Annotated in this window: 23 protein-coding genes and 1 tRNA gene; 8 read left to right on the plus strand and 16 right to left on the minus strand. The window is 63.3% G+C overall.

Annotated features, from left to right (window positions below; genetic code table 11):
• Positions 1 to 116 precede the first annotated feature (116 nt).
• The 4 genes from phaC to sthA all read left to right on the plus strand — a co-directional run bounded on the left by phaC (position 117) and on the right by sthA (position 5,465).
• Positions 117 to 1,967 (plus strand): class I poly(R)-hydroxyalkanoic acid synthase, encoded by a 1,851-nt coding sequence (gene phaC, locus C8J36_RS04910; protein ID WP_245506463.1) that lies wholly within the window; start codon positions 117 to 119, stop codon positions 1,965 to 1,967.
• A 274-nt stretch (positions 1,968 to 2,241) separates the two neighbouring features.
• Positions 2,242 to 3,072: a type I methionyl aminopeptidase gene (map, locus tag C8J36_RS04915; protein ID WP_132533157.1), complete on the plus strand. Its 831-nt coding sequence runs from the start codon at positions 2,242 to 2,244 to the stop codon at positions 3,070 to 3,072.
• Positions 3,072 to 3,890, plus strand: a complete 819-nt coding sequence (gene radC / locus C8J36_RS04920) for a DNA repair protein RadC (protein ID WP_132533159.1) — start codon at positions 3,072 to 3,074, stop codon at positions 3,888 to 3,890. The genes map and radC overlap by 1 nt, the downstream gene beginning before the upstream one ends.
• Positions 3,891 to 4,055: 165 nt before the next feature.
• Complete coding sequence (sthA, locus tag C8J36_RS04925; protein ID WP_062596459.1) at positions 4,056 to 5,465, plus strand: Si-specific NAD(P)(+) transhydrogenase; 1,410 nt, start codon at positions 4,056 to 4,058, stop codon at positions 5,463 to 5,465.
• 174 nt (positions 5,466 to 5,639) lie between these two features.
• Here the strand turns inward: sthA and tig are convergent, their stop codons facing one another.
• A complete protein-coding gene (gene tig, locus C8J36_RS04930; RefSeq protein WP_132533160.1) occupies positions 5,640 to 7,124 on the minus strand; it encodes a trigger factor in 1,485 nt (494 codons plus the stop codon).
• A gap of 150 nt (positions 7,125 to 7,274) precedes the next feature.
• Positions 7,275 to 7,359, minus strand: a tRNA-Leu gene (locus C8J36_RS04935).
• Positions 7,360 to 7,694: 335 nt separating this feature from the next.
• Between C8J36_RS04935 and C8J36_RS04940 the strand changes: the two genes are divergently transcribed.
• The 3 genes from C8J36_RS04940 (at position 7,695) to trmFO (ending at position 9,864) form a co-directional block, all read left to right on the plus strand.
• Positions 7,695 to 7,838, plus strand: coding sequence for a DUF1127 domain-containing protein (locus C8J36_RS04940; RefSeq protein ID WP_082477356.1), 144 nt, complete (start codon positions 7,695 to 7,697; stop codon positions 7,836 to 7,838).
• Between the two features lie 288 nt (positions 7,839 to 8,126).
• Positions 8,127 to 8,270, plus strand: a complete 144-nt coding sequence (locus C8J36_RS04945; RefSeq protein ID WP_082477357.1) for a DUF1127 domain-containing protein — start codon at positions 8,127 to 8,129, stop codon at positions 8,268 to 8,270.
• 160 nt (positions 8,271 to 8,430) lie between these two features.
• Positions 8,431 to 9,864, plus strand: coding sequence for a methylenetetrahydrofolate--tRNA-(uracil(54)-C(5))-methyltransferase (FADH(2)-oxidizing) TrmFO (trmFO, locus tag C8J36_RS04950; protein WP_132533162.1), 1,434 nt, complete (start codon positions 8,431 to 8,433; stop codon positions 9,862 to 9,864).
• A 39-nt stretch (positions 9,865 to 9,903) separates the two neighbouring features.
• Here the strand turns inward: trmFO and C8J36_RS04955 are convergent, their stop codons facing one another.
• The 5 genes from C8J36_RS04955 to yajC all read right to left on the minus strand — a co-directional run bounded on the left by C8J36_RS04955 (position 9,904) and on the right by yajC (position 14,742).
• The gene (locus C8J36_RS04955) at positions 9,904 to 10,317 is read right to left on the minus strand and encodes a hypothetical protein (protein WP_132533164.1); all 414 of its coding nucleotides are present in this window, start codon (positions 10,315 to 10,317) and stop codon (positions 9,904 to 9,906) included.
• Between the two features lie 222 nt (positions 10,318 to 10,539).
• Positions 10,540 to 11,418, minus strand: coding sequence for a phytoene/squalene synthase family protein (locus tag C8J36_RS04960; RefSeq protein ID WP_132533165.1), 879 nt, complete (start codon positions 11,416 to 11,418; stop codon positions 10,540 to 10,542).
• 13 nt (positions 11,419 to 11,431) lie between these two features.
• The gene (locus tag C8J36_RS04965) at positions 11,432 to 11,818 is read right to left on the minus strand and encodes an Mth938-like domain-containing protein (protein ID WP_132533167.1); all 387 of its coding nucleotides are present in this window, start codon (positions 11,816 to 11,818) and stop codon (positions 11,432 to 11,434) included.
• Entirely contained in the window at positions 11,818 to 14,346 is a 2,529-nt protein-coding gene (gene secD / locus C8J36_RS04970) for a protein translocase subunit SecD (RefSeq protein WP_132533169.1), read from the minus strand. The genes C8J36_RS04965 and secD overlap by 1 nt, the downstream gene beginning before the upstream one ends.
• Positions 14,347 to 14,406: 60 nt before the next feature.
• Positions 14,407 to 14,742: a preprotein translocase subunit YajC gene (gene yajC / locus C8J36_RS04975; RefSeq protein WP_062596464.1), complete on the minus strand. Its 336-nt coding sequence runs from the start codon at positions 14,740 to 14,742 to the stop codon at positions 14,407 to 14,409.
• 245 nt (positions 14,743 to 14,987) lie between these two features.
• Here yajC and C8J36_RS04980 point away from each other — a divergent pair, with 245 nt between their 5' ends.
• A complete protein-coding gene (locus C8J36_RS04980; protein ID WP_132533171.1) occupies positions 14,988 to 15,872 on the plus strand; it encodes an ATP-binding protein in 885 nt (294 codons plus the stop codon).
• A 102-nt stretch (positions 15,873 to 15,974) separates the two neighbouring features.
• Here C8J36_RS04980 and C8J36_RS04985 read toward each other — a convergent pair whose 3' ends face one another.
• From C8J36_RS04985 to C8J36_RS05025, 9 genes are all read right to left on the minus strand, one after another.
• Positions 15,975 to 17,546: a peptidoglycan DD-metalloendopeptidase family protein gene (locus tag C8J36_RS04985; RefSeq protein ID WP_132533173.1), complete on the minus strand. Its 1,572-nt coding sequence runs from the start codon at positions 17,544 to 17,546 to the stop codon at positions 15,975 to 15,977.
• A 139-nt stretch (positions 17,547 to 17,685) separates the two neighbouring features.
• Positions 17,686 to 18,336 carry a biotin biosynthesis protein BioC gene (locus C8J36_RS04990; protein ID WP_245506464.1) on the minus strand — a complete coding sequence of 217 codons (651 nt, stop codon included), beginning with the start codon at positions 18,334 to 18,336 and terminating at the stop codon, positions 17,686 to 17,688.
• Positions 18,337 to 18,543: 207 nt separating this feature from the next.
• Entirely contained in the window at positions 18,544 to 19,197 is a 654-nt protein-coding gene (locus tag C8J36_RS04995) for a protein-L-isoaspartate(D-aspartate) O-methyltransferase (RefSeq protein WP_062596467.1), read from the minus strand.
• 60 nt (positions 19,198 to 19,257) lie between these two features.
• Positions 19,258 to 20,544, minus strand: coding sequence for a serine--tRNA ligase (serS, locus tag C8J36_RS05000; protein WP_132533175.1), 1,287 nt, complete (start codon positions 20,542 to 20,544; stop codon positions 19,258 to 19,260).
• Positions 20,545 to 20,650: 106 nt separating this feature from the next.
• Positions 20,651 to 21,469: a twin-arginine translocase subunit TatC gene (tatC, locus tag C8J36_RS05005; RefSeq protein WP_062596469.1), complete on the minus strand. Its 819-nt coding sequence runs from the start codon at positions 21,467 to 21,469 to the stop codon at positions 20,651 to 20,653.
• Positions 21,466 to 22,290: a Sec-independent protein translocase protein TatB gene (tatB, locus tag C8J36_RS05010; protein WP_132533177.1), complete on the minus strand. Its 825-nt coding sequence runs from the start codon at positions 22,288 to 22,290 to the stop codon at positions 21,466 to 21,468. The genes tatC and tatB overlap by 4 nt, the downstream gene beginning before the upstream one ends.
• A 63-nt stretch (positions 22,291 to 22,353) precedes the next feature.
• Complete coding sequence (locus C8J36_RS05015) at positions 22,354 to 22,611, minus strand: twin-arginine translocase TatA/TatE family subunit (protein WP_062596470.1); 258 nt, start codon at positions 22,609 to 22,611, stop codon at positions 22,354 to 22,356.
• A 253-nt stretch (positions 22,612 to 22,864) separates the two neighbouring features.
• Positions 22,865 to 23,569: an SMC-Scp complex subunit ScpB gene (locus C8J36_RS05020; protein WP_132533179.1), complete on the minus strand. Its 705-nt coding sequence runs from the start codon at positions 23,567 to 23,569 to the stop codon at positions 22,865 to 22,867.
• On the minus strand, positions 23,562 to 24,374 hold the full coding sequence (locus C8J36_RS05025) for a ScpA family protein (RefSeq protein WP_132533899.1): 813 nt from the start codon (positions 24,372 to 24,374) through the stop codon (positions 23,562 to 23,564). Before C8J36_RS05025 ends, C8J36_RS05020 begins: the two co-directional genes overlap by 8 nt.
• Positions 24,375 to 24,390 lie beyond the last annotated feature (16 nt).

Below are 24,390 nucleotides of genomic sequence, written 5' to 3' on the forward strand. Positions count from 1 at the left end.
GGTTGCCGATTTGCGTGGCGTATCCCTGCCCCGCATGGCAACATGCGCTGGCACTTGTAGTGATATTCCGGCAAAATGTAAAAAGCCAAAAGCAAGAGATATGGCGGGAGGATCTGGTGGGAGACGACAAGACGACCGGCAACGGCGCGAGCGCCTTTGCGAGCTTCGATCCCAAAGCGATCGAGCCTTACCTGATCAAGGATCCGGAGGCCCTGACCGTCAATCTGGCCCGCTCGCTTGAACAGGTGGGCAAGGCGGCTTCCGCCTGGCTCGCCCCGCGCGAAAGCGGCGAGAAGGTCGACAAGCTCGCCGATCCCATGACGGATCTGGTAAAGACCCTGTCGAAGGTCACCGAATACTGGATGGCCGATCCGCGCCGATCGTTCGAGGCGCAGACGCATCTGATGACCAGCATGATGGGCATGTGGACCCGAAGCCTGCAGAAGGTCGGCGGCCTCGACGCGCCGAACGGTGCGTCGTCAATACCGGAGCCTCCGCGCGACAAGCGCTTTGCCGACCCCGACTGGGTGGCCAATCCCTTCTTCGACATGCTGCGCCAGGCCTATCTCATCCTGTCCGACTGGGCGGAAAAGATGGTGACCCGCACGGATGGGCTGGACGAGCATACCCGCCACAAGGCCGCCTTCTACGTCCGCCAGATCACGGACGCGCTCTCGCCGTCCAACTTCATCGCCACCAACCCGCAACTCTACCGCGAGACGGTGGCTGCCAATGGCGCCAATCTCGTCAATGGCATGCGGATGCTGGCAGAGGACATTCTTTCCGGCAATGGCGAGCTTCGCCTTCGTCAGAGCGACACGAGCAAGTTCGAGATCGGCGAGAACATCGCGCTCACGCCCGGCAAGGTTCTGACGCAGAGCGACATCTGCCAGGTCATCCAGTACGATGCCACGACGGAAAAGGTGCTGAAGCGCCCTCTCCTCATCTGCCCGCCCTGGATCAATAAATTTTACGTTCTGGACCTCAATCCGCAGAAATCCTTCATCAAATGGGCTGTGGATCAGGGCCATACGGTCTTCGTCATCTCCTGGGTCAATCCGGACGAGCGCCACGCCGCCAAGGATTGGGAATCCTACGCCCGCGAGGGCATCGGTTTTGCGCTCGACACGATCAAGCAGGCGACGGGGGAAGACGAGGTCAATGCCGTCGGCTACTGCGTCGGCGGTACGCTGCTTGCGGCGACGCTGGCGCTGCACGCGCAAGAGGGCGACACGCGGATCCGGTCGGCGACGCTTTTCACGACGCAGGTCGATTTCACCCATGCGGGCGATCTCAAGGTCTTCGTCGACGAGGACCAGATCGCGCAGATCGAATCGCGCATGAGCGAGAAAGGCTATCTCGAAGGATCGAGCATGGCGCTCGCCTTCAATATGCTGCGCGCGTCCGAACTCATCTGGCCGTATTTCGTCAACAACTACCTGAAGGGTGTCGAACCTTCGGCCTTCGACCTTCTCTACTGGAACGCCGATTCGACGCGGATGCCGGCGGCTAACCATTCGTTCTACCTGCGCAACTGCTATCTCGAGAACAAGCTCAGCCGCGGCGAGATGCAGCTGGCGGGCAAGACGCTGTCTCTCAAGGACGTGACGATCCCGATCTACAATCTGGCGACCCGGGAAGATCACATCGCACCGGCGAAGTCGGTCTTTCTCGGCAGCAGCGCCTTCGGCGGCGAAGTTACCTATGTGCTGTCGGGCTCCGGCCACATCGCCGGCGTCGTCAATCCGCCAGACAAGCGAAAGTATCAGTTCTGGACCGGCGGGCCGCCGGTCGGGGAACTGGACGACTGGATTGCGAGCGCCGAGGAAACGCCGGGCTCGTGGTGGCCGAACTGGCACGACTGGGTGGCGTCTCTGGATGGCGAACGGATCAAGGCACGGCGAACGGGTGGCTCGATGAACTCGATCGAAGAGGCTCCGGGCTCTTTCGTCAGGGCTCGGGCCTGAGTGCTGCTCAAGGCAGTGTTCGGGCGAATGGCCAGCTCCTTGGCCGGCCATTGCTCGACCGAGTGACCGACGCAGCGACCGAGCGCAGATTCGCTCGATTTTCTGCGGTGCGATTTGTGATTTTCTCCCAACCGTTCATTGCCGACCTCCCGGCTTGCCACTAGCATGAGCGGCGCGGCCTCTTCGGGCCGGCACACCATCCCGGGGCGATCGCCTCATCGGGAACTTCAGATCAGAAGACGACGCACGACAGGCATGCAGGAAGGGTCCGGCCATGGTCAACTATATCGAAGCGGCCGCCGCGCCCCTGCGGAACACCGGCGTCATCCGGCTGCACACGCCGGAGGACTTTGAAGGCATGCGCCGCGCCTGCCTCGTCACCGCGCGCTGCCTCGATGCGTTGGTCGATATCGTCAAGCCCGGCGTCACCACCGATGCGATCGACCGCTTCGTGTTCGACTTCGGCATGGAAAACGGCGTCCTCCCGGCGACCCTCAACTACCGCGGCTATACCAAGTCGTCCTGCACCTCGATCAACCATGTCGTCTGCCACGGCATTCCCAACGACAAGCCGCTGCGCGAAGGCGACATCGTCAATATCGACGTGACCTATGTCGTGGACGGTTGGCACGGCGATTCGAGCCGGATGTATCCGGTCGGCGAGATCAAGCGTGCCGCACAGCGGCTGCTCGAGGTCACGCATGAATGTCTCATGCGCGGAATCGCGGCGGTGAAGCCCGGCGTCCGCATCGGCGCGATCGGCGAGGCGATCCAGACATTCGCCGAGACGGAGCGCTGCTCCGTGGTGCGGGATTTCTGCGGCCATGGCGTCGGACGGCTGTTCCACGATGCACCGAACATCCTGCATTACGGTCGGGCCAGCGATGGTTCCGAGATGCGCGAAGGCATGATCTTCACCATCGAGCCGATGATCAATCTCGGCCGACCGCATGTGAAGGTGCTGGCGGACGGCTGGACGGCCGTGACGCGCGATCGGTCGCTGTCCGCGCAATACGAGCATGCCGTGGGCGTGACGGCCGATGGCTGCGAGATCTTCACGCTCTCGCCCGCCGGCCTCGACCGGCCCGGCCTGCCGGCCTTGTGATGGGGGCAAGACCGCCCTTCGACAGCGACGACGACCCGCCGGAGCCTGCGGACGAACGCGGCTTCTTCGCGGATCAACCGGCCCGCTCCGCCCCTTCGTCACGGCAGGGACGATTTGCGCCGAAGCCGGAAGCAAAAAGTGACGACGAGGCCCATTATCACGGACACCGCGACAGGCTGAGAAGCCGCTACCGCGACAATGGCGATACCGCGCTGGCGGACTACGAGCTGCTGGAACTCCTGTTGTTCCGCCTCATCCCCAGACGCGATACGAAGCCGATCGCCAAGGCGCTTCTCGACCGATTCGGTACGCTTTCCGGTGTGCTCGGCGCCCCGCCTGCCCTGCTGCAGGAGGTCAAGGGCATCGGGGAGGCCGTCGCACTCGACCTGAAGCTGGTCTCGACCATTGCGCACCGGATGCTGAAAAGCGAGCTGCGCGGCAAGAAGGTGCTCTCGTCCTGGTCTCAGGTGATCGAATATTGCCATGCGGCGATGGCCAACGAGATGCGCGAGCAGTTCCGCATCCTGTTTCTCGACAAGCGCAACGCGCTGATCGCCGACGAGGTGCAGCAGACCGGAACGATCGACCACACCCCTGTCTATCCGCGCGAAGTCATCAAACGCGCACTGGAGCTGTCCGCGACGGCGATCATCCTCGTCCACAATCATCCCTCCGGCGATCCGACGCCGTCGCGCGCCGATATCGACATGACGAAGACGATCATCGATACGGCGAAGCCGCTCGGGGTGGCGGTCCATGACCACATCATCATCGGCCGGGATGGGCATGCGAGTCTGCGGGGACTGCGCCTGATCTAGCCCAAGACCTGCGAACAACGGCTCAAGCTCGCGCCGAGCTTGCCGCGCTGTCGGATTCCCGCCATTTCAAGTCGTTCACACCGTCTCCATGATTGACCTTTAGGACGTTGAAGCGCGACATTCGCCGCAACGCACAATGATTCACCGTTCTATCGGAAACATTCCATGATGCAGTATGACCTCATCGTCGTCGGCAGCGGCCCCGCTGGCCGTCGTGCCGCCATCCAGGCTGCCAAGCTCGGCAAGAAGGTGGTGGTGATCGAACAGGGCAAACGCGTCGGTGGCGTTTCCGTCCACACCGGCACGATCCCTTCCAAGACGATGCGCGAGACGGCCCTCAACCTGTCCGGCTGGCGCGAACGCGGCTTCTACGGACGCGCCTACCGGGTCAAGGAACAGATCAGCGCCGAGGACCTTCGCCGCCGCCTGCTGATCACCCTCGACCACGAGGTCGAGGTGCTGGAGCACCAGTTCGCCCGCAACCGCGTGCAGCATCTGCGGGGACGGGCAAGCTTCGTCGATGCCACGACGATGCAGATCGCCAAGGAAGACGGCGAGGTCATGCAGATCACCGGCCGGAGCATCCTGCTGGCCGTCGGGACGAAGCCGTTCCGGCCCGACTATATTCCCTTTGACGGCAAGACCGTTCTCGACAGCGACGAACTGCTCGACATCGAGGAGCTGCCACGCTCGATGGCTGTCATCGGTGCCGGCGTCATCGGCATCGAATATGCAACGATCTTCAGCGCGCTCGACACGGCCGTGACGATCATCGATCCGAAATCGACCATGCTCGACTTCATCGACAAGGAGATCGTCGAGGACTTCATCTATCAGCTGCGCGACCGCAACATGAAGCTGCATCTCGGCCAGAAGGCCGACAAGGTGGAGCGCATGCCCGACGGGCGTTGCCAGATCACCCTCGACAGCGGCCGCGTCATTATTTGCGAAATGGTGCTGTTTGCCGCCGGGCGCATGGGGGCGACGGAGACGCTGAACCTTGCGGCGGCCGGGCTGCAGGCCGATAGCCGCGGGCGGCTGAGCGTCAATCCCGAGACGTTCCAGACGTCGGTTCCCAACATCTATGCGGCCGGCGACGTCATCGGGTTCCCCAGCCTTGCCTCCACATCCATGGAACAGGGGCGGATTGCGGCCCGCGTCGCCGTCGGTGCCATCGCCAAAGAGCCCCCGAAATTCTTCCCCTACGGCATCTACGCCGTGCCTGAAATCTCGACCTGCGGCCTCACCGAGGAAGAGGTGAAGACGCGCGGCATTCCCTACGAATGCGGCATCGCGCGTTTCCGCGAGACCTCGCGCGGGCACATCATGGGCCTTGATTCGGGCCTCTTGAAGCTGATCTTCTCGCTGAAGACCCGACGCCTCCTCGGCATCCATATCGTGGGCGAAGGCGCGACCGAACTCGTGCATATCGGCCAGGCCGTGCTCAACCTGAAGGGCACCGTCGAGTATTTTGTTGAGAATACCTTCAACTATCCGACGCTGGCCGAAGCCTACAAGATAGCCGGTCTCGACGCCTGGAACCGCATGGGCGACCTGCAGGGCAGCCAGCGCTGATCAACGGCCGGCTCTGCAGATAAGCGTCCGCGGCCTCCGATTCCGGGCGGCGACCGCGTCATCCGGATTTTCGGACCGATCTAACCGGCGACGCTCTTCGAAACATCCCTGACAAACGAAAAACCCCGCCGGCGGAACCGGCGGGGTTTTTCGTTTGTCCGGATTTCGCTGCGATTACTCGGCAGCGGTGTCGTCGGCGGCCTTCTTCTTGGCGGCCTTCTTCTTCGGCGCAGCGGCTTCGGCGGTTTCTTCGCCTTCGGCAGCTTCAGCCTTTGCAGCAGACTTCTTCTTGGCAGACTTCTTGGCCGGCTTCTCGGCGCCGTCCTCGTCTTCCGCCATCAGCTCTTCCTTGCTAACCGTCTTGTCGGTCACGCTGACTTCGGACAGGAGATGATCGACGACCTTTTCTTCAAACAAAGGCGCGCGCAGCGAAGCGGCAGCACCCGGTGTCTTCTGGAAGTAGTCGATGATCTGCTTTTCCTGGCCGGGGAACTGGCGAAGCTGATCGAACAGCGACCGCTGCATTTCCTCGTCCGTGACCGTCACGCCGGCCTTTTCGCCGATTTCCGACAGAACGAGACCGAGGCGAACGCGGCGTTCGGCAAGCTTGCGATATTCGACGCGGGCTTCTTCTTCCGTCGTCTCTTCATCGGCGAAGGTCTTGCCGGCCTGCTCCAGGTCGGTGTTGATCTGGCGCCAGATGTTGTCGAACTCGGCATCGACGAGGCGCTGCGGCGTGTCGAACTGGTACATTTCGTCCAGCTGGTCGAGCATCTGACGCTTGACCTTCTGGCGCGTCATCGAGCCGTACTGGCTTTCGATCTGGCCGCGGACAATTTCCTTCAGCTTGTCAGCCGATTCGACGCCGAGCTTCGTGGCGAGCTCGTCGTTGATCTCGACGGCGCCGGGAGCGGCAATCGCCTTGACCTTGATGTCGAAGGTGGCTTCCTTGCCGGCGAGGTTCGCAGCCGGATACTCGGCCGGGAACGTGACCGTGATCGTCTTTTCGTCGCCGGTGGAGGCGCCGACCAGCTGCTCTTCGAAGCCGGGGATGAAGCGGTTGGAGCCGAGAACCAGCTCTGCGTCTTCGTCCTTGCCGCCGTCGAAGGCTTCGCCCTCGACCTTGCCGAGGTAATCGATCGTGACGCGGTCGCCATTCTCGGCCGCACCGGTCTTCTCTTCGAAAGTCCGGGCGCTCTCGGCGATGCGCATGATCTGCTCGGTGACTTCGTCTTCGGCGATATCGACCACTTCGCGCGTGATCTTGATGCCGCTGACATCCTTGAGCTCGATGGCCGGGATGACTTCATAAGCGAGCGTGAATTCGAAATCGGCTTCCGCGCTGAGGATCTTTTCGGCTTCCGCCTCGTCCTCGGTCATCGCCACTTCCGGCTGGGTCGCAGACTTTTCGCCGCGCTCGGACAGGATTTCGGTGGGCTTGTCGCGGACGAGCTCGTTGACGAGCTCGGCCATGATCGACTTGCCGTACATCTTCTTGAGATGTGCAAAGGGTACCTTGCCCGGGCGGAAGCCGTTGATCTTGACCTTGTCCTTGGCATCGGCCAGGCGCTCGTTCATGCGCGCCTGCATGTCCTTTGCCGGGATGACGACCTTGAGTTCGCGCTTCAGCCCGTCCGCGAGCGTTTCGATAACCTGCATGTTCCAACCTTCATTTCACGTTGACAGGGCTCTGCCATTGAATGCTTCAGGCGAGCCGATCCGGGTGCCGGGAATGGCTTTACGCAAATCGAACGCCGCTTTGCAAGCAAAACAGCGTTGCCGCAGGGCCGAAACGACCCCTCGTTTATCTGGTGCGGGTAGAGAGACTTGAACTCCCACGCCTTACGGCACCAGAACCTAAATCTGGCGTGTCTACCAATTTCACCATACCCGCGTTCAGAAGCGGCTGCCTGGTCGCAACGGTCGAGCGGGACGTCAGATTCCCTCTGCAACCGGGTCCAGGCCTTCCCGAGCGCGGCGTCTCTATAACACCCGTTCCCTGGGGATCAAAGGGAAAATGCGGTTTTCCGGCGTCCTCGCCTCTGGGACGCGCAGGGCGCGCAACCGGATCGCCCGATCGGTTTCTTCCGTCCTGCCGCCGGAGACTTGCATCTGCCGCATGGGTGCGATGCAGCAAACCCCCTGCCTCTAATCGATTTGATTGGCTATATCAGCGTCATGACAACGCGCCGGTGAGAAATGCCGGCACTTCCAAAAAGGAAACCGGACATGAACATCACCCGCTCTTTCTCCACATGGCGCAAGTATCGTCAGACCGTTTCGGAACTCGGCCGCATGAGCGATCGCGAACTGAACGACCTCGGCATCGGCCGCAGCGACATCCTGAGCGTTGCCCGCAAGGCCGTTCGCTAAACGATATCAGCCACAAGGCTTATGGATATCAACACCCTCCGGTCCCGCCGGAGGGTGTTTTCGTTTGTGCCGCTCGGCGCCGATTCTCCTCGGTTTTCCGATGCGTCAGCCATCAGCTACAAAATTGGTCAGACCTCTCATCTGCGTGCAAAATGAGCAGGCATCTGCACAAATGCATGGCAGATGCATAGTCTTTGCACTCCACCTTGCCAGAGCTTGGGCGTATAACCAGCATCAACGAGATGGCTGAAATGAACGCCTCTCAGCAGGACATCCAAGGACAAGACCATGAACCCCATTCGCATCGCCAAGAGCTGGATCAACTACCGTCGCACTGTTGCCGAACTCGGCAACCTCTCGAACCACGCTCTGTCGGACATCGGCATCACGCGTTTCGACATCCGCAACATCGCATCGCGCTCTTATCGCTAATCGGCCGGGTCTTCCGTCCATTCACCGGCGGATCGGCTGAACTGTATGTCAACGGCGCTCTTCGGGGCGCCGTTTTCGTTTGTGCGCGGGGCCCCGAACGCTGTCCCCGCGTGACAGGCCTACCCTTCCGGCAGACCGCGTTTTGCTTTATGAACGCGCCATGACGAAGCAAAGCTCCCCCTCTCCCATCCATGTCATCGGCGGCGGCCTTGCCGGCAGCGAGGCTGCCTGGCAGATCGCCCAATCCGGCATTCCGGTCGTTCTCCACGAGATGCGCGGGGTCCGCGAGACCGAGGCGCACAAGACCGATCATCTAGCGGAACTGGTCTGCTCCAACTCCTTCCGCTCCGACGACGCGACCAGCAATGCCGTCGGCGTCCTTCATGCGGAGATGCGCCTTGCCGGCTCGCTGATCATGGCGTGTGCCGACCGGAACCAGGTGCCGGCGGGCGGCGCGCTGGCCGTCGACCGGGAAGGCTTTTCGGCTGCAGTCACGAAGGCGATCGGCGAGCACCCGCTGATTGACCTGACGCGCGAGGAAGTGTCCGCGCTTCCGCCGGAGGACTGGGATCTCGCCATCATCGCGACCGGGCCGCTCACCGCTCCGGCCCTTGCGGAAGCCATCCAGGCGCAGACCGGCGCCGACGCGCTCGCCTTCTTCGACGCCATCGCTCCGATCGTCCACACGGAGACGATCGATATGGATGTCTGCTGGTTCCAGTCGCGCTACGACAAGGTCGGCCCCGGCGGCACGGGCAAGGACTACATCAACTGCCCGATGGACGAAGCCCAGTACAATGCCTTCATCGATGCCCTGGTTGCAGGCGACCGGATCGGCTTCAAGGAATGGGAGGGCACGCCCTATTTCGACGGCTGCCTGCCCATCGAGGTCATGGCGGAGCGCGGTCGGGAGACGCTTCGGCACGGCCCGATGAAGCCGATGGGCCTGACGAATGCGCACAATCCGACCGTCAAGCCGTATGCGGTGGTGCAGTTGCGGCAGGACAATGCGCTCGGCACGCTCTACAATATGGTGGGTTTCCAGACGAAGCTCAAATATGGCGCGCAGGCGGACATCATCCGCATGATTCCCGGGCTCGAACGGGCGGAGTTCGCGCGTCTCGGCGGCCTGCATCGCAACACCTATCTGAATTCGCCTGTCTTGCTCGATCGTTCGCTGACGTTGAAATCCCGTCCGGGACTTCGCTTTGCGGGTCAGATCACAGGCTGCGAAGGATATGTGGAAAGTGCCAGCATCGGTCTCCTGGCGGGACGATTCGCTGCGGCCGAACGTCGGGGGGAGACATTGCACCTTCCACCGCCGACGACCGCCTTCGGCGCGCTGCTCGGGCATATCACCGGTGGTCATATCGTTTCGGACGAAGAGCCGGGGAAGCGGTCCTTCCAGCCGATGAACGTGAATTTCGGACTGTTTCCGCCGCTCGATCCCGGTGCCATCGTGAAGCCCGAGGGCGTTAAGCGCTTCCGCGGCAAGGACAAGGCCATCGTCAAGAAGAACCTCGTCGCGAGCCGTGCACTTGCGGATTGCGCCGTATGGCTCGGGCTGGACGACGGTCTCCTGCAGTCGGCCTGAGCTTTTCGCCGGCTCTGTCGGAGGGCCGACCTGTCGGGTTCAGGAACTGAAACTGCCGAGGATCCAGAGCGAGACCTCGGCCGCGATCTCCGCAGTTGCGAATTCATAGCTTCCGTCGAAGATCGCCGTGTCGTTGAACGAGAGGACAAGTCCACGGCCGCTTGAGGCGTGGGTGATCCGCACTTTTCCCGGTACGATGAGATGGCAGAGATAATGCCGTCCCTGCGCCAGCACGATGCCTGCCTTGCCGTCATGCAGCCGGACGAAGAAGGCGTTGCCATCGGCGGTGGGATGAATGGCCCGGATCGCTTCCTCGGGAAACGCTCGTCCGAAATCGAGAATCGCCTGCCCCTCGTCCGGTTCGGACAGGTCCTCGGCTTCCTGCCGCTTCATACGCTGGTAAAGATAGGCCGCAGCGAACAATGATGCGGCGATGGCAATCCAGGATATCATCGGAACTTTCCATTTCGCGCAGCGCCTCGGGCGGGCCACTCGACATTGAGCCTCTCGACCGGCGCACGCCTCGAATGTCCGGCGCCACCTGAGAGATCGTCATGCCGTCCGATTTGAGACGCGCAACCCAGCCTGCCGGTCACTCCTGCCCGTCATTATCGATCGTCGGCCGACCCTTTTCAGCCTGCCGATGTAACGCGCGTGGCTTGCGCGAGTGTGCCGTTACCAGCGACCGCTCCGGGCCGCCCGCCACATCCACCATTGGCGCCGCCATTGCGGCGGAACGATCGACCTCTCGAACACATCCGCGCCGGCTTTTTCGGCCCGCGTGAAGACGGCTTCCGCCAAAGCGACGGTTGCGAAAGCGGGGCGGTTCCCCCGGGAGACGGTCTTGGAGACCGCGCGCGCCTTGCCGAGATGCTCGCGACCGAGCCCGGTCAACGCCTGCACCGCGCGCGCGTTGGCGGCGCGATCCGCGCCGTTCAGGAAGGATGTCCGGTCGAGGCCGATGGCGCCGAGGAGATCCGCGGGGAAGTAGACCTGACCCCGCTGGCGGTGGATCGGCGCAAGCATCAGCAGACCGGCGATCGTCTGGGCCACGCCCGCATGCCCGGCCGCTTCGGCCGAACCGCGTGCGGTTTCCGGGTCGAGGATGAGGCAGGCAAGCTGGATGAGGGCCGAGGCGGTTTCACCTGCATAGCCTTCGAGGGCACTCCGGCTCTCCATCGGGTCGTCGTAGAGATCGAAGACGCGCGCGTCGATCATGTCGAGCAGCACACCGATCGGCAGACGCGCCTCCCGCACCGTGTGCAGCAGCGCTTCGGCCAAGGGGTTTCCGTCGGCCTTTGCGCCGGAGGTATCCTCCAGCGCATCGCGCCACCATTGGAGGCGGATTTCGCCCGGGAGAGGATCGCGGACGACGTCGCGGACACGGGCGATCTCGGCATGAAAGGCGTAAAGCGCAGCCAGCGGTCCCTGGCTTTCCGGCGGCGCCAGCAGGCAGGCGAGATAGCGGTCGCGATCGCTTTCGCGGAGCGCTGCGAGACTGGGCGAGACGACGGACTTGCCGGGCACTGTATAGGGCGGGTTGGTATCGGACATCGGGTCGGTCACATCACACGGCAATGAGCGCTGCGGCGACATTGCGCTCTTCGGCCAGCATGATGTTGTAGGTCCGCACGGCGGCACCCGTGCTCATCGGATCGGACGAGATCGATCGGCTTCGGAAAGCCGTCTTCACATCCGCCGACAGGGGACGGATGTTGATGCCGGTTCCCACGAGAATGACCTCGATATCACCGGCTTCCGCGATGACGCGGTCGAAATCGGCCGATGTCAGAGGCACGCCTTCCTCCTTATCCCAGCCATAGATGCCGGAGGGAAGCAGGAGCAGCGAGCCGCGATGCGACATGCCGGCAAAGCGGAATCCGCCATTGCCATAGGCATCGATGGGCGCGCGGCCGGGGAAATGGGCATTGCGAACTTCGATCGGTCGGCGCATCACGCTGCTCCATGCAGGTCGCGCGCCCGGGCGCGGGCGCGCTTCAGCCGGAACAGGATGAGCACCGGCCCAGCCACATAGATGGAGGAGAACGTGGCCACGGCCACCCCGAACATCAGGACGACCGCGAAAGGCCGTATGGTATCGCTGCCGAAAAGGCTGAGCGCCGCCAGAGCCAGGAGCGTCGTCGCACCGGTGAGAACCGTGCGCGACAGGGTCTGGTTGATGGCGGTGTCGATCAGGATCGGCAGAGGCATGCGCGGGAATCGGTTCAGATTTTCTCGAATGCGGTCATAGACGATGACCGTGTCGTTCAACGAGTAACCGACGATGGTCAAAAGCGCGGCCACGCTCGTCAGGTTGAACTCCATGCCGGTGACGACGAAGAGGCCCATCGTCAGGATGACATCGTGCAGCGTCGCCACGATCGCGCCGGCGGCGAACTGCCACTCGTAGCGCGCCCAGATGTAGAGGAGGATGCCGAGCAGCGAGATGGCGACGCCGATGGAGGCGGACCGCGTCAGCGTCTCGGACACCGTGGGGCCGACCACTTCGACGCGCCGCAGATCATAGGCGCTGTCCAGTTCGTCGCGAATGAGAATGACGGCCGTCTGCTCGGCATTTTCCCCGCCGTCGCGCGACTGCACCCGGATGACGGCATCGCGCGACGAACCATAGGGTTCGACGGAGACGTCGCCGAGATTGAGTTCGTCGAGACGCGCACGGATATCCCCGATATTGGCGTTGCCCTCCCGCGCCTGGACCTCGATGACGGAGCCTCCGGAGAAGTCGATGCCGAGATTGATGCCGAACAGGCCGAAGAGCACGACGGTGAGGATCGACAGGGCGGCGGTGATCGAGAAGACGAAACGGCGTGCCGCCATGAAGCGAAACGACAGGTGATCGAACATGGCGGTCTTGATGCCGCGCGGCAGGCGCTTGCGCGGGCGCCGCCGCTGCCATGCCTCCAGCATCACGCGGGTCAGCGTGAAGGCGGTGAACAGCGTGGTGACGATGCCGATGGCCAGCGTGACGGCGAAGCCACGAATGGCGCCGCTGCCGAGATAAAGGAGAATGATCGCCGCGATCAGCGTGGTGATATTGGCATCCACGATGGCGCCGAAGGCGCGGGCGAAGCCGAGCTGAATGGCTTGGCGGAAGTCGCGGCCCGCGGCCGCCTCCTCGCGAAAGCGCTCGAAGATCAGCACGTTGGAATCGACGGCCACCCCGATCGTGAGCACGATACCGGCGAGCCCTGGAAGCGTCAAAGGCAAGCCGGTGGCGGTGAGAACGGCGACGATCATCACGACGTTGAGGACGACCGCAATGCTGGCGACGACACCGAATCGCCCATAAAAGCCGACCATGAAGGCGATGATGACGACTGTGCCGACGGCGCCGGCGACCAGCATGGACTCAATACTGTCGGAGCCGCGACCGGCGCCGACGGTGCGCTCCTCGGCAACGGTAATCGCGGCCGGCAGGGCGCCGGCACGCAACACGAGGGCCAGATCCTGCGCACCCTCCGGCGTCATGTCCGCCACGAGCCGCATTCGCCCATCCGTGATCGCCTGGCGAATGAGGGGTGTGGCGATAACCGAGCCGTCGAGCACGACAGCCATGGTGGTTCCGGCAGCAGCCTTGGTAGCCTCGGCGAAGCGACGTGCACCATCATCGGTAAATGCCAGATCGACAACCGGCGCGCCGTTCTGCCCGTCCGTCGTTGCCGTGGCGCCGGAGATATCGGCGGTCGTCACGACCGGCTGGCGCTTGACCAGCGTCGCGACCGGCGGATCTTCCGCGGAATAAAGAACTTCGGAGCCGGCGGGCGGCGCATTGCCGACAGCCTCTTCGACCGTCGTGGACATATCGACCAGGCGGAACGAAAACTCGCCGCCCTGCGCGAGCACCGTCTTCAGCTGTTCGGAATCATAAAGTCCGGGCACCTGGACCACGATCCGGTCGGCACCCTGCCGTCCGAGACGCGGCGCGACGACGCCCAATTCCACGAGACGTCGCTCCAGAACGGCGATGCTGTCGGCGACCGCGTCACTCAGGCGTGCATCGATGCCTTCGGGTGTCAGGGCCAGGCTGGACTGGCCGTCCGTGGTGCCGACGAAACGCAGTTCGCTGACGGCCTTGCCACCGCGGCCGCGATCGACAGCGCCGACCAGCGGCGCAAACACCTGTGGCAAAGCCGAGGCCTTGGCCTGGTCCTGCAAGGAGAAGGTGATGTCCGTGCCGCTGCCCGAAAGATCGGAATAGGCTAGATTGGCGTTGCGCAGCTGGGCCGCAACGGCATCCGTCGCGGCCTGCAGCCGGCTGCGCGCCACATCGTCCCGCTCGACCTTGAGCACGATGCGCGAACCGCCGGACAAATCGAGCCCAAGGACGACCTGACGGGCTGGAACCCAGTCCGGCAGACGGTCGAGAAGCGAACGTGGCAGGACGTTCGGCAGGGCCACGACGAGGCTCGCGAGAACGACGAGCCAGACGAGAACAGTTCCCCAGCGTGAGGTTTGCGGCATGACGCTCCCGGCGCTTCGCAGTGGATCGATCGGATCGTCGTCTTAGCCGCAGGCGGCCCGTTATTCCTTGACGGGTTCGCCCTTGACGCGGACTTCGGTCACACCACTGCGTACCACACGAATCTTGATGCCGTCAGCAATTTCCACTTCGAGCTCACCGTCGTCGATGACCTTCGTGACCTTGCCGACGATGCCGCCGCCCGTGACGACCTGATCGCCGCGACGGATGTTCTTCAGCAATTCCTCGCGGCGCTTCAGCGCGCTGCGCTGCGGACGGATGATCAGGAAGTACATCACGACGAAGATCAGCAGGAACGGCAGGATGGACATGAGAATGTCCGCGCTGCCGGCGCCGGTTGCACCTGGCGTCTGCGCGAAAGCTTCCGTAATGAACATCGATCACTCCTCAAAAAACAACAATAGCGGCCGGAAGGGCGGAACGCCCTTTCGCGGAATGGCCGCACTATAAGAATGGCCGCTGCGATTGCAACGCGCCGAACCATGCCTCTCGCATAGTTTATCCCGGCGCAGAAGGACTTTTCACCGAAGCGGTGACCTTTCCCCAGGCTAGGTCGCGTGTTAGCGCAGCCTTCAGACCAAGCGAACGCGCCGTCCGCGATCGCAGGCAAGAGGAGACCGGCATGAGCGAAGCGACACTCGAACGGCTGATGGAGGAGGTTCGCAGGCTGTCTGCGGCGGTGGAACGCATCGCGGGGCCCGCACCCGCGGTCAACGACCTCGATGTGGCGGACTGTTTCGTCTGGGCACCGTCGCGGGCGCATCTGCAGCCCGTCGCGCGCCCGAACCGGATCGAGCTGTCCCTGATCCAAAGCGTCGACCATGTGCGCGACATTCTGCTCGACAACACGTTGCGGTTTGCGGAGGGGTTTCCCTCAAACAACGTCCTTCTCTGGGGTGCTCGCGGCATGGGCAAGTCCTCGCTGGTCAAGTCCGTCCACGCCGCGGTGATCCAGCGCACGGGCGTGCCGCTGAAGCTCGTGGAGGTGCATCGCGAGGACATCGCCACCCTTCCCCACCTCATGGACATCCTGAAGGCGGCTTCGGTTCCCTTCATCGTCTTCTGCGACGATCTCTCGTTCGACCATGACGACACATCGTACAAATCGCTGAAGGCTGTGCTCGACGGGGGCATCGAAGGGCGACCTGGCAATGTGCTGCTCTATGCCACCTCCAACCGCCGCCACCTGCTGCCGCGCGACATGATGGAGAACGAGCGTTCGACAGCGATCAATCCCTCCGAAGCCGTCGAAGAGAAGGTGTCGCTGTCGGATCGCTTCGGCCTCTGGCTCGGTTTTTACAAGTGCAGCCAGGACGACTATCTCGCGATGATCGACGCCTATGCAGAGCATTTCGCGCTCCCGCTGGCCAGAGAGACGCTGCACGCGCAGGCGCTCGAATGGAGCACGACGCGCGGCGGCCGATCGGGGCGGGTGGCGTGGCAGTTCATTCAGGATCTGGCGGGCCGGACGCGAACGCGAATCCTGGACACGGACAGCCGTTCCTGAGGACCGTGAAGCGCCCTGCCCGCAATCCAAGCAAAATCCCCGGACGTGCCGGGGATTTGTCTGTCGTCTCGGAAGATCGGATGATGGTGTCGCGGATGACGCCTATTCGAGGTAGGTTGCCGGGTTCACCGCAGTCGCATTCTTGCGGACTTCGAAGTGGACCTGCGGCTGCGTTGCCGTGCCGCTCATGCCGGAGGCTGCGAGCGTCTGGCCGCGCTGGATCTTCTGGCCGCGCTGGACCTTCAGTTCCGAGGCGTTGCCGTAGACCGTGACGGTGCCGTCGTCGTGGCGAACCAGGACGGCGTTTCCGAGTTCCTTCAGGCTGCTGCCGGAATAGATGACCACGCCGTTTTCGGCTGCCTTGATCGGGGTGCCCTCGGGGACCGAGATGTTGATCCCGTCATTGCGGTTGCCTTCGACATTGGCGCCGTAACCGGCGACGACCGCGCCGCGCACCGGCCAGCGATACTTGCTGATGCCGGTTGCCTTCGGGGCATCGGAGCCATCGTCCTTGGCCGCGACCTCGTTGACCGACTGCTTGGCGACGGCCGGCGTGTACTCGGTCGGCTTGGAGGCATCGGCCTTCGCCTGCTCCACCTTGGCCGATTTCGGCTCGAGCTTCGGCGCGGAAGCTTTCGGGGCGACCGATGCGGTGGTGACCTCGTCCGTCCCGGGCTGGGCCGCGTTTCGGGCAACCGATGTCGTCTTCGGCAGCTTCAGAGCCTGGCCGACGCGGATCGAGCCGTTCGTCAGGCCGTTCTCGGCGCGCAACTGATCGACCGAAACACCGTTGGCCTTGGCGATACGGTTGAGCGAATCGCCGGCCTTGACGGTGTAGGTGCCCGCCGTGTCGCCTTCGCCCGTCATCGGCTGCTTGCCGGTGGTCGCACCATTGGCGAGCGAACCCTTTTCGCGGCTCTGCGTCTGCGTCGGCAGGATGGCAACGTCGCGGTTCTCGGGGAGAACCGGCTTGTTCTTCTGCTTGTCGACATCGAGGGCGGTGGCGGCCTGCGATGCGGAGGCCTTGGCCGCGCTTCCGGCTGCGCCGTATGTGGGGATCAGGATGCGCTGACCCGGCTCGGCGTCGGAGCCGCGCTTCAGGCCGTTCGCCTTCAGGATTTCCTTTTCCGGCACGCCAAATCGGGTGGCCAGCGAGGCCGTCGTGTCGCCCTGACGCATCAGGACAGCCGGGGCGTTGACGGTGGACCAACCGCTGGTCGGCCGAACGGTCGCGGTCGTGACCGGATCGGGCGCGGCCAGCGCCGGCACACGGCCCTGCGAGGCGGAAGCGGTCGAGGGGAAAGGCTGCGCGCTCGGCCGACGCGTCGGCTCGGCCGTGGGATCGGCGAGCGTCGTCCGCTGAACGTTCATCGGCGTGGAGGCCACCCGCGTCCTGGAGACGGGCGTGGCACCAGCCGGATCCGGATACGCCTGATTGACGGCGGCCTGACGCGTGTTGGACATGGGCGGCATGTTGCCGCCGCCGTCCACATCCCCGCCCGGAACGCTTGCGCTCGGAATGGAATTGGTCGTCGTCAGGTCGGACGAGCGTGAAAACAGCCCTCCGAAGCGGGACGAGTCCGAACTGCAGCCACTCGCCGCGCTCGCCAGGAGAACGGCCACTCCCAGACGGACGACCGATTTATGAACAGATGACGATACACTTAAACGCATGACGCTTACCTACTTGGAACATAGCCCCGATGTAGGTTTATTAAAGCGTATTAGAGTTACCGGCGGGTTAAGACCCCGTCACGCTTTCCGGTTTTCCGTGTGCGTAATTCGGTTGTAACGGAGAAAATCCACAAGCAGATCAAAAGCTTTCGCGATAAAAGCGCTCGATCTCGGAATGCTCGGCGCGGCTCTCGGTAACGTCCTCGTAGGACACCGAGCCGGTATCCCAGCCGAACTTGTCGCCGGTGATCATGACGGCCTGCGCATCGCTTCCCTGCTCGGAGGAGACAGGCTTTTCGCCATCCAGAAGGACGTCGACCAAGGTCTGGAACCCACCCGCCGCATCGAGACCCGACTCGTCGTCGTATTCCACGGAGCGCAGGCCCGCGACGGCCGCATCGCGGGTTCCGAAATAGCGAAGGCTGTCCTGATCGTCCGGACGCAGATTGTCGTAATAGTCGATGAAGCCGCGATAATAGGCCTTGTAGTCGCCGGTTTCGCCATACTTGCCGAAGGCCTGGTATTCGCGTGCGGCGAGCTGCGGCGAGAGCTTGTTGTTCCATTCCTCGCGCGTCAGAGGCGGGTACTTCTCCTGGGCCCGCTTGGTGCGCGACAGGAAGAGAAGGGTTTCGGCGGAGAGGGAGACGCGGGAAGAGGGATCGTAGCTGCCGCCGATAGAAACCACGGGCGTCGAGGCCTCGCGATTTTCGACATCGGGCCGGACCGGAGATCGCGGCGTCCGCTGGCCCGCGTCGTTCGTGGCGATGATCGTCTTGCCTGCAATCTGCATGGACATGCTCCTTGCGCCTTCACGCCCCGGGAGCTTGCACCTCTGCTAAGCTCCTTGAGGTCTTCCTTGGGGTAGATCCCAAGGCTTGCGCCAGGCTGGAGCCGGTTAACGCGCTGTTAACCCTCTTGATTTGCCTGCGTTCCCCGCGACTAACCGGCAAGGCAGTGCTTCATTCTGCTTACCAACGAGCGGAGCGGATCCTGATTCTCACAGGAAGGCCGCCATCTTCGGCACGATCGGTAGGTAAGGCGCTTCGAAGAGATCCTCGCGGTCGAAGCGGCTTCCGGTCCGGGTCAGACGCACCATGCGGCACTCGGTCTCGCTCACCATAATGGGGACGAGAAGCACGCCGCCGGAGACGAGGTGATCGGAAAACACGCGCGGCAGGCTGTCGAAAGCCGTGGTGACGAGAATGCGGTCGAAGGTCCCCTCGCCCACAAGGCCCGCACTGCCATCCGCCTGCCGGACGATGACGTTGCGAAGTCCGAGCTTATCGAGGTTTGCCTGGGCGTTGGTCACCAGCGTCTTGTAACGCTCGTAGCTGAGCACACGCTCGGCGATCCGCCCCATCACGGCAGCGGTAAAGCCGCTGCCGGTGCCAATCTCGAGAATGCGCTGTCCGGGCTTGACGCCGAGGGCGTGGAGGGTGCGCACCGCAAAGTCGAAGCCTTCCATGAAGGACCCGCAGTCCAGCGGTACGATGCGGGGAGACAGAGCCTCCTTCTGGTATGGCGCCGGGGCGAACAGGGTGCGAGGCGTCTCCTCGACGGCGTTCAGCAAGCCCTTGTTGGTGATGCCTTCCGCACGCAGACGCAGGACAAGCGCTGCAAACCCTTCCTGCTCCAGAAATCGTGTCGCCATCCGCCTGCCTCCCCTCCCGTTCGCCACGCAGCCCGATTTCGCGGGCCGCGCCATGCGCGCTTATCCGCGTGCGGCTTCGATCCGCGTCAGTCCGCCCATATAGGGCTGAAGAACGTCCGGGACGGTGACGGAGCCATCCTCGTTCAGATAATTCTCCATGACCGCGATCAGGGCGCGACCGACGGCTGTGCCCGAACCGTTCAGCGTGTGAACGAACTTCAGCGCCTTGTCGTCCTTCGAGCGGTAGCGCGCGTTCATGCGCCGGCCCTGAAAGTCACCGCAGACGGAGCAGGAGGAAACTTCGCGGAACGTGTTCTGGCCCGGCAACCAAACTTCGAGGTCGTAGGTCTTGCGAGCGCCGAAGCCCATATCGCCCGTGCAGAGCGTCAGGACGCGATAATGAAGCCCTAGGCGCTTCAGAACCTCCTCCGCACAAGCGGTCATGCGTTCGTGCTCGTCGATCGCCGTCTCGGCATTTGTGATGGAGACGAGTTCGCATTTCCAGAACTGGTGCTGCCGCAGCATGCCGCGGGTGTCGCGCCCCGCGGACCCGGCTTCGGAGCGGAAGGACGGTGTCAGCGCCGTATAGCGCAGTGGCAGCTTTTCGGCCTCGACGATCTCTTCCCGCACGAGATTGGTCAGCGTCACCTCGGCCGTCGGGATCAGCCAGCGGCCATCGGTCGTCCGAAACAGGTCCTCGGCGAATTTGGGAAGCTGCCCCGTCCCGAACATGGCGTCGTCGCGCACCATCAACGGAGAGGATACCTCGGTATAGCCATGCTCGCTCGTGTGGAGATCGATCATGAACTGGCCGAGCGCGCGTTCCATGCGGGCAAGAGGACCGGTCAGCACCGTGAAGCGGGAGCCCGAAAGCTTGGCCGCGCGCTCGAAATCCATATAGCCGAGCGCTTCACCGATTTCGAAGTGCTCCAGCGCCTTGTGGTTCCAGCCGGGACGCGTGCCGATCGTGCGGGTGACGATATTCGCATGCTCGTCGGCGCCGACCGGGACATCGTCGAGGGGGATGTTGGGAAGACGGGAAAGAACGTCGAGAAGCTCGGCATCGATCGCGCGCGTCTGATCCTCAAGCGTCGGCATCGCCGTCTTGAGTTCGGTCACCTCGGCTTTCAGGCGATCGGCCAGCTCGGCGTTTTTCTGCGCCATCGCGGCCCCGATCTCCTTGGAGGCGGCGTTGCGACGGGATTGCATGTCCTGAAGTGCCTGGACGAGGCCGCGGCGCTTTTCGTCCAGTGCGATGAGACTTGCGGCCTGGGCGGGGGCACTGCGCTTTGCCAGTGCCGCGTCGAGCGCTTCGGGATTGTCCCGCACCCATTTGATATCGAGCATCGATCAGTCTCCGGACGTGAGAGACCCGACACTCCGCAGGAAACACGGACGACGCCGCCAGGGTCTGCCGGGCCGCGTCAAGGCCGTCTCACTCCGTTTCAGAAGATCAATCGGTCTTGTCGTCGGCTTCCGCAAGCTCCCGCGACGCCGCATCCTTGGCGCGCTGGCGCTCGATGAGTCGGGCCGTATAGATGGAAATCTCGTAGAGAAGGATCGCCGGGATCGCAAGGCCGATCTGGGAGACCGGGTCCGGCGGGGTCAGGATGGCCGCTGCGATGAACGAGATGACGATCGCATATTTGCGCTTCGCGGCCAGCGTCGCGGCCGTCACGAAGCCGACGCGTGCGAGCAGCGTCGTGATGACGGGAAGCTGGAACACCAGTCCGAATGCGAAGATCAGCGACATGATCAGGCTCAGATATTCCGAGACCTTCGGCAGAAGCTGGATCGAAACTTCGCCCTGCCCGCCCTCCTGCTGCATGTTGAGGAAGAACCACATCACCATGGGCGTGAAGAAGAAGTAGACGAGGGCCGCACCGAGAAGGAACAGCAACGGCGATGCGATCAGGAAGGGCAGAAACGCGGCACGCTCGTTCTTGTAGAGACCGGGCGCCACAAATTTATAGAGCTGCGTCGCGATCATCGGAAAGGCGATGACCAGAGCGCCGAACATGGCGACTTTGATCTGCGTGAAGAAGAATTCCTGAGGTGCGGTATAGATCAGACCGGCCGCACGATGATCGAGCCCTGCCCAGGACACGGCCCACTTATAGGGCTGGACGAGCACGTTGAAGATCTGCTTTGCGAAGAAGAAACAGACCAGAAACGCCACGAAAAATGCGCCGACGGCCCAGATCAGTCGGGCGCGCAACTCGATCAGATGATCGAGAAGCGGCTGGGGCTTGTCTTCGATATCGGCGCTCATGCCTCGTCTCCGCTCTTCGGCGTGATCGGTGTCTCCAGCGGTGCATCGGCTTTAACCGCCTTCTTGCGCCGGCTGATCTTCGCGCCGATCTCGGCGACCTCGGCGTCGCCGGCAAGGGCCGCTGCACGCTTGCGGGGCTTCGCCGGTGCCGTGTCCGGTTCGGCTGTGACGAGCTTCTTGCGGGACGAGACGACCGGCTGTCCCTCACCCGCCGCAGCCACAGACTTTGCAACCCGCTTTCGGGGTTTCGGGCCGACGCTCGTACCGTCTGCAAGCGGTGCTGCGGCCGCCACAGGGACAACGGCCGCAAAGGGCGTTACGGTGGCGAGCGGTGCGGCAGTTACGGCAACAACGGGCGCGGAGACGACAGGTGCTGGAGCGATCGGATGTGCAGCGTTCGTGTCCGGCGCGGGCCCCTCGGCCACGGCAACCGGCTGCTCGGCCGGCGTTGCGACAGACGCTGCGATCTCCGGCGCGGGGGGAATATCCGACATGACGGCCGCCGGTTTATCGTCGGGCCGCGTCGCTTTCTGCAGATCCGCCTTGATGTCGTTGCCCATCTGCCGGAGCGGATTCATCGCCTCGCGCAGGCTGTGTGCCGGGTTCAGTTTCTGCGCGTCGCTCAGCGTCTTGCGCACGTCGTCGAGATCCGCCTCGCGCAGCGCCTCGTCGAACTGATGGCGGAAGTCGGTGGCCATACCACGCATCTTCGACATCATCTTGCCGAAGGTCCGGAGCATCGGCGGAAGGTCTTTCGGGCCTACGACGATGATCAGGACGATGGCGATGACAACAAGCTCGGTCCAGCCGACGTCAAGCATTCTCAGGAACTCCGCACATCATGAGGGATCGCGCAGCAGATGCTGCGCGCCCGTACTGCCTGATCAGCGTACTTCGTCGGATTTATGTTCGACGGTGCGCGGATCGATCGGAGCGGCCTTGTCGTACGGGCCCTTCTCGTAGCCCGGCTTGTCGTAACCGGGTTTGTCGGCGGCATCCGTCTCGTCGTCGGTCATGCCCTTCTTGAAGCTCTTGATGCCCTTGGCGACATCGCCCATCAATTCGGGGATCTTGCCGCGACCGAAAAGCAGCAGGACGACCACGAGCACGATGAGCCAGTGCCAGATGCTGAATGAACCCATTCTCTTAAAACTCCCTGCAAATCCGACAAACCCATCCTGGATGGCCCTGCCTGCCCTGTTCCGTTTTTTTCAAAGCTTTGGCCGGCGTTACCGCCCTGCCCGCAGCCCTTGGTCTTTGTCGGCAGACGCGATTCTCAAGATGGAAACGCGGCCCTGCTTTTCGGACAAAGATCTAAAGGAAACGGCGATGGCGCGCAATGCTCACGCTGTTCAATCCAGCGCGAGCACCGGCCCTCTCATCAGCCTGCATCGTTCAAGCCGATTCTTCGCCGCTCGGCGGGAGAAGGCCGAGTTCCTCGAGGTCGAGGGCGGTGATCGGGTCTTCGTCGTCCGAGAGATCGTCATCACCCGACGGCAGCGGGACATGAAAGTCGGGCGGGATGCGACCGGCGAGCAGACCGGCGCCCTTCAGCTCCTCCAGTCCGGGCAGATCCCGGAGATCCTCGAGGCTGAAATGATCGAGGAAATCGCGGGTCGTCGCGAAGGTCACCGGGCGCCCGGGCGTGCGCCGGCGACCGCGAAAACGCACCCAGCCTGCTTCCATCAACACGTCGAGCGTGCCCTTGGAGGTCTGGACGCCGCGGATATCCTCGATCTCGGCGCGGGTGACCGGCTGATGGTAGGCGATGACGGAGAGGATTTCGAGCGCCGCCCGAGACAACTTGCGCACCTCCTGCGCGTCCGACGACAGAGCAAAGGACAGATCCGCCGCCGTTCGGAACGCCCAGTGGTCTTCGACCTGCACGAGATTGACGCCTCGCGTCGCGTAGAATGCCTTCAGGCGCAGCATGATGCTGCGAACATCCGTCCCGAGCGGCAGGCGTTGCGCCAGATAGGTCTCCGACACGGGTTGAGCCGCGGCGAAGACCAGCGCTTCGGCTACTCTTTCGAGCTCGTCGGCGCGATGAACGTCGTCTCTGTCCCGGACGAGGACGTCGTCCTCCTGGATCTCAGCCATTTCGCGCCTCCAGTTCTGCGATCTCGCCCTCGGTCATCGGGTTCTCGCCTAGCCGGACATAGATCGGGGCGAAGGCTTCGTCCTGGCGAATTTCCAGCCGGCCCTCGCGAACCATTTCGAGCGAAGCGGCAAAGGCGCTGGCGATGGCACTGACACGCTGGCCGGGATCGCCGACATAGCGCAGCAGGAAATGATCGAGTGCAGTCCATTCGGACAGGCCGCCCATCAGCCGCGCGAGAATGAGCCGCGCATCCGCCAGCGACCAGACCTGCCGCCGCTCGATCGTCACCTGCATCACCGCTTCGCGCTGGCGCAGGCTCGCATAGGCCTGCAGCAGGTCGTAGAGCGAGGCCTCATAGGCGGAACTGCGCTCGACCGGGATATGCTCGGGTGTGCCGCGCGCAAAGACGTCGCGGCCGAGCCGATTGCGGTTGACGAGCCGGGTAGCGGCATCGCGCATCGCCTCGAGCCGCTTCAACCGGAACGCCAAAGCAGAGGCCATCTCCTCGCCCGACGGGCCGTCATCCTTGTGCGGTTGGGGAATGAGGAGGCGCGATTTCAGGAAAGCGAGCCAGGCCGCCATGACGAGGTAGTCGGCTGCCAGCTCCAGCCGGATCGAACGGGCGCTTTCGATGAAGGCGATATATTGTTCGGCAAGCGCCAGTACCGAGATCCGCGACAGATCCACCTTCTGGTTTCGCGCCAGATGCAGCAGGAGGTCGAGCGGACCTTCGAAGCCGGCGAGATCGACCACCAGTTCCGCCTCGTGAAGCGCCCGCTCGTCGGCCTGCCACCGGGCTTCCATGGGGACAGTGCCGCGC

Source organism: Rhizobium sp. PP-F2F-G48 (assembly GCF_004342335.1).
Taxonomy (GTDB): Bacteria; Pseudomonadota; Alphaproteobacteria; order Rhizobiales; family Rhizobiaceae; genus Ferranicluibacter.